Consider the following 15,371-nt stretch of genomic DNA (forward strand, 5'->3'; position numbering starts at 1 on the left):
TTGTCCTGGGCTTTGATCATGCTAGGGGATTGGGGGGAGGTTTGAAAACTACTTTTTTAAGAGAGTGGTCCCGAGACCGCGAAAAACACGGTGATGGTCTTGCGACAAAGGGCCCGCCAAGGGGCCCTTTGCCAATGAACTGCGGTCAGACCTTCCAGAAGGTGAAGACAAACCAGCCGATCGAGAGCCCCAGCGGCCACCACAGCGGCATCCCCACCAGACCCAGCCAGGCCAGGAAGATGTAGGAGGTGCCCAGCAGGCTGATGAACAGCCGGTCGCCACGGGTTGTCACCAGCCCCAGCGCGCCTTTGCGGGTGTCGCCTCCGGGTTGGCGGATTTCCAGAACGATCATCAGGCCGATGGCCGAAAAGATCCCGATGAACACAAGGGCGGTGGGCCAGGTCCAGGCCATCCAACTCAGCATTATACCCTCCCCATCGCAAAGCCTTTTGCGATGTAGTTGCGGACGAAATAGATCACGATCGCGCCCGGAATGATTGTCAATGTGCCCGCGGCCGCCAGCAGGCCCAGCTCATACCCGGCACTTGAGGCGGTTTTGGTCATGGTGGCCGCGATGGGTTTTGCGGCAACGGCGGTCAATGTCTTGGCCAGCAGCAGTTCCACCCAAGAGAACATGAAGCAGAAGAAAGCCGCCACGCCGACGCCTGCCTTGATCGACGGGATGAAGATCGTGGCAAAGAAGCGCGGGAAGGAATAGCCGTCCACATAGGCGGTTTCATCCAGCTCTTTGGGGATGCCGCCCATGAACCCTTCAAGGATCCAGACCGCCAGTGGAATGTTGAACAGGCAGTGCGCCAGAGCCACCGCGAGATGGGTGTCGAACAGGCCGACAGCGGAATAAAGCTGGAAGAACGGCAGCGCAAACACCGCAGCCGGCGCCATCCGGTTGGTCAGCAGCCAGAAAAACAGCTGCTTGTCGCCAAGAAAGCGGTAGCGCGAGAACGCATAGGCCGCAGGCAGGGCAACAGCGACGGAGATCACCGTATTGATCGACACATAGATGATCGAGTTGATGTAGCCCCAATACCAGCTCGGATCGGTAAAGATCGTTGCATAGTTCTCAAGCGTAAAGGTTTGCGGGAACAGCGAGAACCCGGACAGGATTTCATTCGTCGTCTTGAAGCTCATCGCCACCAGCCAGTAGATCGGCAGCATGAGGAACAGGATATAGACGATGGGGACGATGGTACGTTTTTGCATCGTATCAGATCCTCAATTCTGGTCGTCTTTGGTCATCAGCGTGTAGAACAGCCAGCTGACCAGAAGTGTGATTGCGAAATAGATGAGCGACATGGCGGCAGCCGGGCCTAGGTCGAACTGACCAAGGGCGATCTTCACCAGGTCAATCGACAACAGAGTGGTGGAATTGCCGGGTCCGCCGCCGGTCAGAACAAACGGCTCGGTGTAGATGTTGAAGCTGTCCATGAACCGCAACAGGATCGCGATGGTCAGCACCGTCTTCATCTTCGGCAGCTGGATGAACCGGAACACGGCCCAGTTGGAGGCACCGTCGATCTTGGCCGCCTGATAATAGGCGTCGGGGATCGACACGAGACCGGCATAGCTCAGCAGTACCACCAGCGAGGTCCAGTGCCAGACATCCATGGTCACGATGGTCACCCAGGCCGCAATCGGGTCCTGTGTCATATCATAGTTGATGCCCAGCACGTGGTTCAGGAAATACCCCAGGAGGCCGATATCCGGCAGGGTGAAGATGTTCCACATCGCGCCGACCACATTCCACGGGATCAGCATCGGCAGCGCCATGGTCACCAGACAGACCGGCACCCAGAACCCTTTGCGCGGCATCGACAGCGCAATGGCGATGCCCAGCGGCACCTCGATGATCAGGATCAGGAAGGTGAACAGGAACTGGCGTCCCAGCGCGGCATGGAACCGGTCAGAGCGCAGGATCTGCTGGAACCAGTCGAGCCCCTGCCAGAAGAACACGTTGTCGCCGAATGTCTCCTGAACGGAGTAGTTGACGACGGTCATCATCGGGATCAGCGCGTTGAAGGCAACGAGCAGAAGGACAGGCAGGACAAAGAACCACGCCTTTTGGTTTTCGGTTTTCATTATGCCTGCTCCTCGGTCGCGGTGGCAGATTGGGCAGCTTCTGTCGCGATCCAGCCATCGACATAAAGCCGGGTCTGGTCCTGACGGAAGGACAGGTGGACCGCCTCGCCCTTGGCGGGGCCTGCACCTTCGATCACGGCATTGATCCGCTGGCCTTCAGCTTCACATTCGACAACGGTGTGCCGCCCGACGTCCGAAACCTTGGTCACAGTTGCAGGCAGGCCGTTCGCGGCGAGCGTGACAAACTCGGGCCGGATGCCGACCTCGGTCTTGCCTTTGGCGTCACCCAAAATCGGGCCTTCCAGTGCAATCGGCTGGGTGCCGATATAGGGCTGGCCTGCGCGCAGGTCGCAAGGCAGCACGTTCATGCCAGGTGAGCCGATGAAATGGCCAACAAACGTATGTGCGGGGCGTTCGAACAGCTCAACCGGGGTGCCGATCTGTACCACCAGACCATCCTGCATCACCACCACCTGATCGGCAAAGGTCAGCGCCTCTGTCTGGTCGTGGGTCACATAGATCATCGTGGCCTTCACGCGCTGATGCAGTTCTTTCAGCTTCGAACGCAGTTTCCACTTCAGATGCGGGTCGATCACGGTGAGCGGCTCGTCGAACATGACGACGTTCACATCCTCGCGCACCAGGCCCCGGCCCATGGAGATCTTCTGCTTGTTGTCCGGGCTCAACCCTGCGGCGCGGGTGTTGAGCAGATCAGTCACTTCCAGCATCTCGGCAATGGCCATCACGCGCTCTTTGACCGTCGCCTCGTCACGGCCGCGGTTGCGCAGCGGAAAGGCGAGGTTGTCGTAAACGGTCATGGTGTCGTAGATCACCGGAAACTGGAACACCTGCGCAATATTGCGCTGATCTGGGGGCAGTTTGGTGACATCCTTGCCGTCAAAGAGGATCTGCCCTTCGGAGGGCACCAACAGGCCGGATATGATGTTCAGCAGCGTGGACTTGCCGCAACCCGAAGGACCAAGCAGGGCGTAGGCACCGCCATCGGTCCAGTCGAGGTCGATTTCCTTCAGGGCGTAGTCGGATTCGCTTGAGGGGGTCGGCACATAGCTGTGCCGCAGTTTTGAGAGTGTAATTTTTGCCATTTGCGCCTCACGCCACGCGGGAGCCATCAGGGGCAAAGACATATGCCGCTGAGGGATCCATATAAAAATCATGCAGTTCGCCGACCTCATAGGGGTGAACCCCCGCAGCAAGGGAGACCCAGCTGCCGTGATCTGCATCCAAGCCCATGTCGAAATGGGCACTGCTTTCAGAGCCGGACAGCTCCGTCACCTGCACCCGGCCCGACAGCTGCACCGTGGTCGCAGGGCTGGCGATCGGCAGAACGTGGTAGGGGCGGATCGCGATGGTGTAGGGGCCATCTGCCAGATCTGCCGCCGCGCCGGTCAGCGACCAGCTGACGTCATTGCCCAGGCGCGCTGTGCGGCCCTGCTTCACGATTGGGGCGGTGTTGATCGGCGGATCGGAGAATACGCGCGCCGCTGCAACATTATCGGGGTTGCGATAGATATCGGCAGTGGTGCCGAACTGGGTGACGCGGCCATCCTGCATCAGCGCGGTCTTCCCACCCAGCAGCAGCGCCTCTTCCGGTTCGGAGGTTGCATAGACCACAACGGCGCCACGACCAGCAAACAGCTCGGGCAGCTGATCGCGTAGCTCTTCGCGCAGCTTGTAGTCGAGGTTCGCCAGCGGCTCATCCAGGAACACCGCACGGCTTTCCTTGGCAATTGCGCGGGCCAGCGCGGTTCGCTGCTGCTGACCACCGGACAGCTCATGCGGGCGACGGTGCAGCATCGGGCGCAGCTGCAGGATGTCTGCGGCTTCTTCGACGCGGCCTTCGATCTCGGACTTCGCCATACCAGCCACCTTCAGCGGCGAGGCGATGTTCTCGTAGACGGTCATATGGGGATAGTTGATGAAAAACTGGTGCACCAGGCTGATATTGCGCTTCTGAGTGCTGAGCGAGGTCACATCCTGACCATCCATCAGCACCTGTCCGCTGGCAATCGGGTCAAGACCCGCCATCATCTTGATAAGAGAGGTCTTGCCTGACCCGGTGGCGCCCAGAAGGACGTTGAAGTGACCTGGCTCCAGCACAAGGGAGGTTTCCTTGATATGCAGCTGGGCGCCGACGCGTTTGGTCACGTTTCTGAGTTCGAGTGCCATCTTGCTTTGACTTTCCGGCGGACGGCCTGTTGCGCGCGGCATGCGCGATCTAATTTTGGGAAAAAATTGCCCCGGAGAGGGCCAGCCACGCTCCGGGGCGAAAGCGGGGAGCGCAGCGGATAGATCCGCGCGCTCCCCACGGCGAGGAGGGGTTACTCAGATGCCCAGCGGGCAACCAACTCGTCATAGTTGACGGTCTGGCCCTGCGGCTTCTCATTCTCCAGTTTCGGCTTGGCGCCGCCATTGGCATACCACCACTCGGCGTCTTTCTCTTCGTTCAGACGCGGGCCGCAGCCGCCATAGACATTCGCCTGCTCGTCTGCACGCTGCATACGGGCCATGGTGATGTCCATTTCCTCGGCCAGACGGTCCATGGCTTCCTGCGGGGTGAAGGCGCCGGAGTTCACGTCACCGATCTGCTGCCACCAGATCTGGGCCAGCTTCGGATAGTCAGGCACGTTCACGCCGGTCGGGGACCATGCAACGCGGTCGGGCGAACGGTAGAATTCGACCAGACCACCCAGCTTGGGCGCACGCTCGGTGAAGCTCTCGTGGTTCACGGAAGAGTCACGGATGAAGGTCAGACCAACGTGGGATTTTTTCACGTCAACGGTCTTGGACACAACAAACTGAGCATAGAGCCAGGCCGCCTTGGCGCGATCAACCGGGGTGGATTTCAGGAAGGTCCAGGAACCCACGTCCTGATAGCCAACCTTCTGGCCTTCTTCCCAGTAGGGACCATGCGGGCTGGGCGCCATCCGCCACAGCGGGTTGCCCTCGTCGTCAACGGTGTTGTTGCCTTCGGACTTCGGCTTCACCATGTCGGCGGTGAAGGCGGTGTACCAGAAGATCTGCTGGGCTACGTTGCCCTGTGCCAGAGCGGGCAGCGACTGGTAGAAGTCATAGGACGCGGCACCCGGAGGCGCGTATTTGCGCAGCCATTCGTCCCACTTGCGGATCGCATAGACCGCAGCCGGACCATTGGCAGCACCACCGCGGGTCACGCTTGCACCGGCAGGGTTGCAGGAATCCGCTTCCATGCGGATGCCCCATTCGTCGATCGGCACACCGTTCGGCTCACCTTTCGAACCGGCACCGGCCATCGACAGCCAGGCGTCGGTCATCCGCCAGCCAAGGTCAGGCGCGCGCTTGCCGTAGTCCATGTGACCAAAGATTGTGGTCCCGTCGATTTCCTTGACGTCTTCGCTGAAGAATTCGGCGATGTCTTCATATGCGGACCAGTTGACCGGAACGCCCAGATCATAGCCGTATTTTTCTTTGAACGCGGCCTGCAGATCTTCGCGGTCAAACCAGTCCTTGCGGAACCAGTAGAGGTTCGCAAACTGCTGATCGGGCAGCTGGTAGAGATCGCCATCTGGACCCGTGGTGAACTGGGTGCCCATGAAATCGCCGAGATCCAGACCGGGGTTGGTGACGTCGAAGAAGTCGCCTTCCATCATGTCGGTCAGGTTATAGGCCAGTTGCAGGCGCGAGTGGGTGCCGATCAGGTCGGAATCGTTGACATAGGCGTCATACAGGTTCCGCTTGGTCTGCATTTGCGTCTGCACGGCCTGAACCACTTCACCCTCGCCGAGGATCTGGTGATTCACCTTGATGCCGGTGATTTCCTCGAACGCCTTGGTCAGCACCTCGGATTCGTAGCTATGCGTCGGAATGCCTTCGGACAGGACGTTGATTTCCATGCCCTTGAACGGCTCGGACGCCTTGATGAACCATTGCATCTCCGAGAGCTGTTCATCCTTGGTCAGAACCGAGGGCTGGAACTCTTCGTCGATCCATTTCTTGGCAGCGGCCTCATCGGCATAGGCTGCCTGTCCCGCGACCACGGCAATAACCGCGGCTGCGGACAAAAGATACTTCCGCATCTTTCTCCTCCCTAGTGATTTATTGTGGCCAAAGATGCCCCGTGGCACCCGGCTGACAAACAGGTTCCATACCGCAGTCTACCTTGTCAAACTAATTTTTTAGTTTGTCGTAAGGCGCTGAATTTTAAAGGTAAGTAAATCTACCTTGAGGCGAGTGATCTGACCGTGCGGATGGGCTCTGCGGTGCTGCATCGCGGCAATCGTCGCGGGAATCCCACTGTGCGCGATCCGCACTTGCGTGCACGGCAACGGTAGCGGCCATCGCCGCCGCGCCGAATGGCGAAATTTGCCGTCGCTGACAGGGGGTTTTGCCGCTAAGGAGAGGTCATGGATACATGTGATACATTCGAGATCTTCCTGACCGCCCCTCCGGGGATGGAGCAGACCCTGCAGCGCGAAGCGACGGAGGCTGGCTTTGCCGGTGCCAAAACGGTACCCGGTGGCGTCACTTTTGAAGGCGGCTGGCCCGATGTCTGGCGCGCCAATCTGCAATTGCGCGGTGCCGCGCGCGTGCTGGCCCGTATCGGTTCTTTCCGTGCGTTTCACCTCGCGCAGCTCGACAAGCGCGCACGCAAATTTCCCTGGTCGGATGTGCTGCGCGCGGATGTCCCGGTCCGCGTGGAGACCACAACCAACAAGAAATCCAAGATCTACCACGCAGGTGCGGCCACCCAGCGTATCGAACGTGCGATCACAGAGGAGCTTGGCGCCGAGATCAGCGCCGATGCCCCCATCACGGTGAAACTGCGGATCGAGGATAATCTCTGCACCTTCAGCGTCGATACCTCCGGCGAGGGGCTGCACAAGCGCGGTCACAAGACAGCCGTGGGCAAGGCGCCGATGCGCGAGAACCTCGCCGCTCTGTTCCTGCGGGACTGCGGGTATGACGGGCAGGAGCCCGTGGTGGATCCGATGTGCGGCTCCGGCACCTTTGTGATCGAGGCGGCCGAGATCGCCAGAGGGCTGTTTCCCGGCCGCAGCCGCAGTTTTGCGTTTGAACAGATGGCCAGCTTTGATCCCGATGCCTGGCAGGCCCTGCGTGCTGAGCAGAACCCGCGCCAGACCAGCGCACGCTGCTACGGATCCGACCGCAATGATGGCGCGGTTGACATGGCCGCCGCCAATGCCGAACGGGCAGGGATCGGCGATCTGGTGACCATTGTTCAGCAGGCGGTCAGCGACCTGACGCCACCGGATCTGGGTCCGGAGGGCAAACCGGGTCTGGTGATCGTGAACCCGCCTTATGGCGCGCGGATCGGCAACAAGAAGCTGCTCTATGCGCTTTATGCGGCGCTTGGGGAAACGCTGATGGCCCGTTTCAGTGGTTGGCGCGTCGGCATCGTTACCAGCGAGACCTCCTTGGCCAAGGCGACGAATTTGCCCTTCAAACCCTTTGGTCCGCCGGTGGCCCATGGCGGTTTGAAGATCCGGCTGTTCCAGACCAATCCGCTGCCATAGGCGCTCTGGCAGATCCTAGGATGTGATGCCCCGCCAGGCCCGGACCAGACCGGCCAGAGCCATGCGATCGGCGTCGGTACGGGTAACCGGCACGCCCTGGTGATTGAGCGCAAGACAATAGGGCACATCCAGCGGCGCAGCTGCGATCAGGGCAACATTCTGCCCTAACCAATAGGGGCGCGCCGCCGACAGCTCTGCACCAAGGAGCAGCCCCCAAAGACGCGCAGAGGTTTCGCTTTCTGATCCGTCCCGCAGAACCTGAAGCTCGGCCAAACGCGCGGCCAGGGCTTCAGGTTTGGACTGGATGGTTTCCATCGCCGCTGTCAGAGCGGTGCGCTCGGCACTCTGAAATTCTGCGCCCCCTTCAATGCCCAATCCCGGCGCCAGGCTGCGCCACAGTCCGGGTGTCAGAAAGCTCTGAAAACTGACGACTTCCTCTGCGCTGATCAGTGCCCAATGGGTCGTCATCCCGGCAATGCAGATCACGCCGTCCCAGTCGGGGTTGAGGCTGAGGAACCCCGCAATGCGATTGACGGCACCGCGCATCACTCCAACAGGGGCGCTTTGTGACAGCCCGCCAAGCAACCGCAGCGGATGCGTCCCCAGCATCGCCTCTCCCATCGGCAGCTCCGTGACCTTGGCAGGCACCGCGATCGTGCCCGTCGTGCCGCCCCGCAGGCTGTCATCATTGAGCAGGATCGGCGTCTCCGGGGCGCAGCCATGCAGCGTGCCAACCAGCCCGGCCAGATCCGCCATCAAATCGGCGCCGGTTCTGGCGGAGACATGTTGCACGGCGTCCCCTTCGTTCATCAGCCAGACCATCAAGCGACCGTCTGCGTGATCCGCAGCCACCCAGTTGGCAGATTTCATCGGGGCGGCCCCGGCGGTTGATGCAGAGGATGGCTCAGAAGATGCAGCGCACATGTCGATGTCCTTTTGCCCAGATCCCGAAACGGGAATGCGGTGACGGCGGTTTCCGGCACCAGGCCCCTCCTTGCCAAGTTCCGGGTCAATGATCAACGTCAGCCCCGGATTTGGCGCCATTTGGCTTCAGGCGACATTCGGGCCCGGATTGGCGCTATTTTTGTTTCGGCAATGGCGGGGAAATGGTTAACGGATCCGGCCACTCGATAAAGAAGGTTAACATTCCTTATTGGATAAGCCGGGCGTGGACTCGAATTTAGCCATGAGTCTTGGCTGATTCCTTATACTTTTGGATAGGCTGCGGAGATAGTTCCTATCCTTTAGAGGAATTGTTTCTCAGTTGGCGCCCTGATTTACTGAAAATTGAGCGAATACTGCCCTATCTCCGATTTTACTGAGATTTGCGTAAAATTGCTTTATTAAGAAATGGCCGCAATTGCGGTTCGGAGGGCGACCTGAACGGGCCGCCTGATTGGGACGAAGGTGCCAGCCTCATGGGGGTGCGGCTGGAGAAGAACCATCGATCTTATTGGACTTGGGACCCGGGGCGCTGTCGTGCCGGGATACTCAGATTGGTGCGAGTACGCCCGCTTTGGCGGGGCAATGTCGCTGTTGTTTCAGCGCACGGGTGAGGATCGCGGGGGCGGTCCTAGATTGGGGTTGGAAATGAAGGATTTCGTGCAAGAGGGGGCTGCTCGCCCGCCTGGTGTTGCGGCCGGTCGCGCGACATGGTCGCGCTGGCCGTTGGTCGGAAACGGCTATCCTGTGGCATTGGTCAGGGAAGCGCGTTTTGTGTCTGTCGCCAAGTCCGTTGCCAATATGAATGCAGAGCTTTCGGCGCGATCATCTTCGCCGCGCCGGGCGCTCGACAGTCACCTGACCGGACTGCGCGACGACGTTCAGGCCCAGTCCTCGAAAATGTCTCGTCAGGGTTATGCCGTTCTCGGCAAACGTATGCTCGATATCACGCTGGTTCTGCTCACACTGCCGATCAGCCTGCCCTTGATCCTGATGGCCGCGCTTGCGCTTTGGCTGGAAGGGGGCAATCCCTTCTACACGCAGGATCGCCTTGGCCAGCGCGGGCGGGTATTCTCGATCCTGAAGCTGCGCACCATGGTGCGCGATGCCGACAAGCTGCTGGAGCGTTATCTCGCCAGCAATCCGGCCATGCGGCGCGAATGGGACGAGACGCAGAAGCTGAAGGCAGATCCGCGCATCACGCCGGTCGGCCGCTTCCTGCGCACCACGTCACTGGATGAGCTGCCACAGCTGTGGAATGTTCTGATCGGTGAGATGAGCCTGGTTGGCCCGCGTCCGATGATGCCCGATCAACTGTCGCTCTACGGCGATGCCACCGCCTATTTCGATCTCAAACCCGGGATTACCGGTCTCTGGCAGGTCTCGGTGCGCAATGAGAGTGGATTTGCCACCCGCGCCCGCGCCGATACCAGCTATCACGGCGACCTGAGCCTGCGCACGGATGTCGATCTTTTGCTGCGGACGGTGGGTGTCGTTCTGCGAGGCACGGGATATTAACCGATCGCATCTAACTGTGATGGGCCGGACTATAGGCGCATCTTGCCTAACGTGGTAGAACTGCGAGGGGGTTTCATGAAAGATGCGATCAACGACGCGGAGGCCCCTGGCACCTGTGGACAGAAACTGGAGTGGGACGACCCCATTGCAATGACGCAACAAGGCTTTAAGAGATTTCGCCGCCGCAAGGGGCGCAACTCCTCGGACCCAGAGCATGACACGGCTCTGACCGGGCAGCCTCAGTCTGCGCCGAACGCGCCACAACAGGGCGGTGAAAGTGCCCGAGAAATGGCGGCTGCCGCGCGCAGCGCGCAGGCCGATGAAGGCAGACGTTTTGCCCGGCGCCCTGAGAGCAGCAGAAACAGGCCGCTCGAAGGGATCTCAGATACGGATCCAAAGCCGCAGCGCCTGCCCGCGACCCTGCCCGAGATGTGGGAGCGTCTCCACCGCGTCCCACTGGACATTCGCGGCCATCAGGTGGCGCGCTCGCCGCTGGTGAATTTCTTTCGCAACTCCCCCACCGCAAACGCCTTTGACCTGCTGCGCACCCGCCTGCTTCACAGTCTGAAGGCACAGGGCTGGAAGCGGGTTGCCATCGCGGCGCCGACAGCCGGGTGCGGGGCCACGTTCTCTGCCGTCAACCTCGCGCTCAGCATGGCGCGGGTTCCGGGGACACGCACGGTGCTGATGGATCTGAATTTTCGCAGACCCGGTGTCGCCTCCGCGCTGAAACTGCCACCGGCCGGCGATATGCCGGGCTTTCTATCAGGGGAGCTGACGCTGGCAGAGCATCTGATCCGCCCCGCCGCGTCTTTGGCCGTCGGGCTGACCGCAGCCCCGGACCGCAACGCCGCCGAAATCCTGCATGACGGGCGGTGCGCCAGCGTGATCGACGACATGGTGCTAAGCACGGGCGCGGATGTGACATTGTTCGATCTGCCGCCGGTTCTGGAACATGACGATACCGCCGCCTTTCTGCCGCAGGTCGATGGCGTTCTGCTGATTGCCGACGGCACCCGTACCACGGCGGCACATCTCGCGGCCTGTGAAAAACTCTTTGATGGTCAAACCCAGTTGCTGGGCGTCAGCCTGAACCGCGCGCGGGGCGCCGGTTTGCTGCAATTTGGCCAATAGATCCGACCGGGGACCTCGCCGAGGTCCCTGATCCCGCCTCCCGGCGCGCGCGCCGTTTCTGAACCGACGACCAACCGCAACCAACCATCAAACGAGCCGACACATGGGACCGATCCGCACTCTGGATGACATTTTGGATATGCTGCGACGGCGCGCGTCGGTGATCCTTTGGGTTGTCCTGCTGGGTGCCATGGTGTCGCTATGGGTCGCGGCAAAGCAGCAGCATTTCTACGAAAGCTCGGCGGTCCTGCAGATCACCCGGCCGAAGATCGCCGACGAACTTGCCAAATCCACCGTTGACGGATCTTCGGCGCGGCGGCTGCAACTGATCGAGCAGCGTCTGATGGCGCGTGGTTCGGTCCTGGAAATCATCGAGAAATACGGTCTCTACAAGGATCTTCCAGGCCTTGTCCCCTCTGAAAAGGTGGCGCTGCTGCGCGACTCCGTCTCGCTGACCGGGGTTGCTGCCGCGCGGGAGGGGTTTGCCGATGACGGCACGATTTCGGTGCTGACCATCTCGGCGCTGATGCCGACGCCGGAACAGGCGCAGGCCGTTGCCAGTGAATTCGCCACCCGCACGATTGAACTGAGCCAGAGCTCGCGCATCGAACAGGCCCGGGAAACCCTGACCTTTTTTGCCGACAAGGAAGCCGCGCTCATCGGTGAGGTGGCCGAGCTCGAGAATGAGATCACCGCCTATCGCAACGCCAATAACGTTGCACTTCCCGGCGGGATCGAGATGCGCCGCGAGGAGATTTCATCGCTCAATACCGGCTTGCTGGAGATCGAGCGCGAGCAGATCGAGCTGCGCAGACAGGCGGATCAGACCACATCGAACCAGCGTCAGGCCACGGCCCGTCGCATGCTTGAAGTCTTTGAGGAGAAACTGGCCACGCTGGACGCGCAGCGCGAACTGCTGCTGAACCGCAGGTCGACGCTTGAGCGATCGCTGGAAACCACACCGGAGGTGGAGCGCCAGCTCGGCGTCTATGAGCGCAGGATGAGCCAGCTGCAAAGCGAGCTGGATGCGATTTCTCAGCGCCGGACCGAGGCGGAAGTGGGCTTTCGTCTGGAGGCCTCGCGCCAGTCGGAGCGCTTGAATATCATCGAATCCGCGCCGCTTCCGGACTATCCGGCAACAGGCGGGCGCAAGAAAAAGGCACTGATGGGCGGTGTTGCCAGTATCGGACTGGCCCTTGGCATCGCCTTCCTGCTTGAGCTGCGGCACCCGGTGCTGCGCAGCGTGGCGCAGATGGAGCGGGAGACCGGCCTGACACCCGTTGTTGCGATCCCCTATCTGGACACGGCACCCCGGCGGCGCGGCTTCCTCGCGCGGCTGCGCAGAGGCTTCAACAGGCGGCGCCCGCCGGGGGCCGAAGCAAGCGGCTGAAAGAGGCGTTCGGTCCTGGTTCTTAGCCAACCGCGGCGATCATCGCCGTCAGCCTGTCCCAGTGCCACCAGATCGCGGACAGGCCAACCATCAAAGCCAGAACCATAAACAGCAGGTCATGCAGCGGATCCCAGACATGGTGTTTGCAGGCCAGCCAGATCATCACCGGATAGGCCATTACCATCGCCAGCCCCAGCGCGGCGATCCCGCCTGTCAGGCCAAACAGCATCACCCCGGCCAGAAACAGCACCGTCTGCGCAATCCCTCGCGCCGCCGTAAAGACAAAGAATGACCGGCTGTCCCCGGCGGCCAACGCGGCCTGATCATAGGTCATGGTGATCACAGCCGGAGCCATGGCAAGCGCGATCAGAACCACCATCGGACCGGCATCGCCATATCGCGCATCATAGAGCAGATCGACAAGCCAGGGGCCAAGCCAGGCCATCGTCAGCAGGATCGACAGGATCATCATGCTCAGCCCGGCGCGCAGCTGGCGCTGTTTGCGCCGGTACTCCGGTGCGGCGTGGGCAGGCTTGTCGCGGTAAACCGGGATCATCAGCCGCTGGTTCACCGCATGGCCGAGTGCCATCGGGAAACTCGCCAGGAAAAACCCGATATTGTAGATACCAAGCACGTCCAGCGGGACGAACTTGCCCAGAATGGCCCGATCGCCCTGCGAGGTCAGAAACCAGAAGGCGGTCGACAGGAAAATCCATTTGCCGAAATGCAGCAATTCACGCAGCGCCGTCGGCTCCCATCGAAACCGGCTGGGCCGTCCCGGCAGTCCCAGATGCACGCTCAGCAGGAATACGCCTGCCTGCAGGACACTGCCCAGGACCAGGGCCAGAACCGATTGCGTCCACCAGGCCAGCAGAACCATGGCACCAATGCCAATGGCCTGGCTGATCAGCTCCAGCGCCGTTAGTCGACCGACCAGCAAATGGCGATGGGCCGTCTCCACGCGGATCGGGTCAAATCCGTTGAGCACCAGCGCGATACCGGCAATCGGCAGGTACCACAGCAATTCCGCTGCGCCATAGAATTGCGAAACAGGCCAGGCCAACAGCAGGGTCAACCCCCACAGGACAAAGCCACGCACCACCTGCACGCTCCAGGCCGTGTCGAGGAAATCCGGATCGTCGCCGCGCTTGCTCTGGGCAATGGACGGACCGATCCCCATATCGGAAAACAGCGCCAGCCCGGTGACTACAACGCTGACCAGCGCCATCAGGCCAAAGGCTTCGGGGAACAGCAGCCGCGTCATCACCAGATTCGCCGCCAGCCGCAGCGCCTGACTGCCGCCATAGCCGATCATCAGCCAGGAGGCCGAGCGCAACACGCGGGCGGCGAGGCGTTCTCCTTGGAAAAGCGACAGGACCTGCGGCATCAATATCCTCGAGGTTTTGCGATACACTTGCGATACTGATCCCAAAAGGCGTCAATTCCGCGGCATGATCGCGGCAATGCTGGGCAAGTGTGACAACTGACGATAGCCTGCGACAAGTCTTGCATAAAATGGGCCATCGTCCTCGTGAAAATAGCGTATATTCTCAATACCTATCCGCAGCCGTCGCATAGTTTCATCCGGCGCGAGGTACAGGCGCTGGAGCGCCAGGGTCACGTGATCCATCGGATCGCCATGCGGCGCAGCAGTGCCCCTCTGGTGGATCCCGGCGATCAGGCCGAGCAGGCGCGCACCATCTACGTCCTCGACCGGGGTGCAATCGGTCTGCTCCGGGCGCTGATGCGGTCTGCTCGCAGGACGCCGCGACGTCTGATCGGCGCGCTCTGCATGGCCTGGCGCCTGGGGGCGGCGTCGCAGGCGGGGCGTCTGCGTCATCTGATCTATCTGGCCGAGGCTGCCTACGTCGCCGATTATGCCGCGCAGCAGGAGATCGCCCACCTGCACGCGCATTTCGGCACCAATGCGACCACCGTTGCACTTCTGGCCTCTGAATTGGGCGGGCCGGGCTATAGTTTCACCACCCACGGGCCAGAGGAATTCGACGCGCCGCAACCCTTGTCCCTGGGGGAGAAACTGAACCGCGCCAGATTTGCGGTAGCCATCAGCAGTTTTGGCCGCAGTCAACTGAGCCGATGGGCGGCCTTTGGCAGCTGGGAACGGTTGAAGGTGGTGCATTGCGGGATCGAGCCTGCACGTTTTGCGGATCCCGCGCCATTGCCGGAAGGCGCATTGCGGATTGCCGCCATCGGTCGCTTTGTGGAGCAGAAAGGCCAGATGATGCTGATCGAGGCCATGGCGCATCTGGTCGCGGATTATCCCGATCTGCATCTTGCGCTGATCGGCGATGGTGAGATGCGCCCCGATCTGGAGGCCGCCATAGCGAAGCACCGGCTTGGCGATCATGTCACGCTGACCGGCTGGCTCTCCGAGGCTGATGTCAGGGCCGAACTGGCCCGCGCGCAGGCGCTGGTGATGCCCTCCTTTGCCGAAGGTCTGCCCATGGTGGTGATGGAGGCCATGGCAGCCGCACGTCCGGTTATTGCCACCTATATCGCGGGTACGCCTGAACTGGTGCTGCCGGGAGAGACCGGCTGGCTGGTGCCTGCGGGTGATCCTGCTGCTCTGGCGCAGGCCATCCGGGATCTGGCAGCGACGCCCCATTCCAAACGGGTTGCCATGGGGCAGGCCGGGCGCGCCCGGGTTCTGGAGCGGCACGACAGCGACACAGAGGCCGCAAAGCTGGCGGCGCATTTCCGATCGGCGATTGCTGGGCAGTCCAGCTAGGCCAGCGCAA

General features: G+C 61.2%; 13 protein-coding genes. 5 read left to right on the top strand and 8 right to left on the bottom strand.

Features of this window, described 5'->3' with window-relative positions; translation table 11 throughout:
• Positions 1–145: 145 nt before the first annotated feature.
• The 6 genes from VWZ85_RS15080 to VWZ85_RS15105 all read right to left on the bottom strand — a co-directional run bounded on the left by VWZ85_RS15080 (position 146) and on the right by VWZ85_RS15105 (position 6,170).
• The gene (locus VWZ85_RS15080) at positions 146–424 is read right to left on the bottom strand and encodes a DUF2160 domain-containing protein (RefSeq protein ID WP_340544496.1); all 279 of its coding nucleotides are present in this window, start codon (positions 422–424) and stop codon (positions 146–148) included.
• Positions 424–1,221 (bottom strand): carbohydrate ABC transporter permease, encoded by a 798-nt coding sequence (locus VWZ85_RS15085; RefSeq protein ID WP_008561997.1) that lies wholly within the window; start codon positions 1,219–1,221, stop codon positions 424–426. Before VWZ85_RS15085 ends, VWZ85_RS15080 begins: the two co-directional genes overlap by 1 nt.
• A gap of 12 nt (positions 1,222–1,233) precedes the next feature.
• Positions 1,234–2,097, bottom strand: coding sequence for a carbohydrate ABC transporter permease (locus tag VWZ85_RS15090; RefSeq protein ID WP_340544503.1), 864 nt, complete (start codon positions 2,095–2,097; stop codon positions 1,234–1,236).
• Positions 2,097–3,200 (bottom strand): ABC transporter ATP-binding protein, encoded by a 1,104-nt coding sequence (locus VWZ85_RS15095; protein ID WP_340544505.1) that lies wholly within the window; start codon positions 3,198–3,200, stop codon positions 2,097–2,099. The genes VWZ85_RS15090 and VWZ85_RS15095 overlap by 1 nt, the downstream gene beginning before the upstream one ends.
• 7 nt (positions 3,201–3,207) lie before the next feature.
• Complete coding sequence (locus tag VWZ85_RS15100; protein WP_416542544.1) at positions 3,208–4,284, bottom strand: ABC transporter ATP-binding protein; 1,077 nt, start codon at positions 4,282–4,284, stop codon at positions 3,208–3,210.
• A gap of 152 nt (positions 4,285–4,436) precedes the next feature.
• Positions 4,437–6,170, bottom strand: coding sequence for an ABC transporter substrate-binding protein (locus tag VWZ85_RS15105; RefSeq protein ID WP_340544511.1), 1,734 nt, complete (start codon positions 6,168–6,170; stop codon positions 4,437–4,439).
• A gap of 327 nt (positions 6,171–6,497) precedes the next feature.
• Here VWZ85_RS15105 and VWZ85_RS15110 point away from each other — a divergent pair, with 327 nt between their 5' ends.
• Complete coding sequence (locus VWZ85_RS15110; protein ID WP_416588877.1) at positions 6,498–7,628, top strand: THUMP domain-containing class I SAM-dependent RNA methyltransferase; 1,131 nt, start codon at positions 6,498–6,500, stop codon at positions 7,626–7,628.
• A 15-nt stretch (positions 7,629–7,643) separates the two neighbouring features.
• On the opposite strand, the gene VWZ85_RS15115 is transcribed toward VWZ85_RS15110, so the two are convergent.
• Positions 7,644–8,498 (bottom strand): 2-dehydro-3-deoxygalactonokinase, encoded by an 855-nt coding sequence (locus VWZ85_RS15115; protein ID WP_416588879.1) that lies wholly within the window; start codon positions 8,496–8,498, stop codon positions 7,644–7,646.
• A gap of 720 nt (positions 8,499–9,218) precedes the next feature.
• Here VWZ85_RS15115 and VWZ85_RS15120 point away from each other — a divergent pair.
• The 3 genes from VWZ85_RS15120 (at position 9,219) to VWZ85_RS15130 (ending at position 12,612) form a co-directional block, all read left to right on the top strand.
• Positions 9,219–10,088: a sugar transferase gene (locus VWZ85_RS15120; protein ID WP_416595502.1), complete on the top strand. Its 870-nt coding sequence runs from the start codon at positions 9,219–9,221 to the stop codon at positions 10,086–10,088.
• A gap of 75 nt (positions 10,089–10,163) precedes the next feature.
• Positions 10,164–11,222: a CpsD/CapB family tyrosine-protein kinase gene (locus VWZ85_RS15125; protein WP_416537279.1), complete on the top strand. Its 1,059-nt coding sequence runs from the start codon at positions 10,164–10,166 to the stop codon at positions 11,220–11,222.
• 103 nt (positions 11,223–11,325) lie between these two features.
• Complete coding sequence (locus VWZ85_RS15130; RefSeq protein ID WP_416540640.1) at positions 11,326–12,612, top strand: GumC family protein; 1,287 nt, start codon at positions 11,326–11,328, stop codon at positions 12,610–12,612.
• Between the two features lie 22 nt (positions 12,613–12,634).
• Here the strand turns inward: VWZ85_RS15130 and VWZ85_RS15135 are convergent, their stop codons facing one another.
• Positions 12,635–13,999, bottom strand: a complete 1,365-nt coding sequence (locus VWZ85_RS15135) for an oligosaccharide flippase family protein (protein ID WP_416540639.1) — start codon at positions 13,997–13,999, stop codon at positions 12,635–12,637.
• Positions 14,000–14,143: 144 nt separating this feature from the next.
• Here VWZ85_RS15135 and VWZ85_RS15140 point away from each other — a divergent pair, with 144 nt between their 5' ends.
• The gene (locus VWZ85_RS15140; RefSeq protein WP_416588881.1) at positions 14,144–15,361 is read left to right on the top strand and encodes a glycosyltransferase; all 1,218 of its coding nucleotides are present in this window, start codon (positions 14,144–14,146) and stop codon (positions 15,359–15,361) included.
• Positions 15,362–15,371: the final 10 nt, after the last annotated feature.

Origin of the sequence: Phaeobacter sp. JH20_29 (genome assembly GCF_048056175.1) — a bacterium.
GTDB classification, from domain to species: domain Bacteria; phylum Pseudomonadota; class Alphaproteobacteria; order Rhodobacterales; family Rhodobacteraceae; genus Phaeobacter; species Phaeobacter bryozoorum.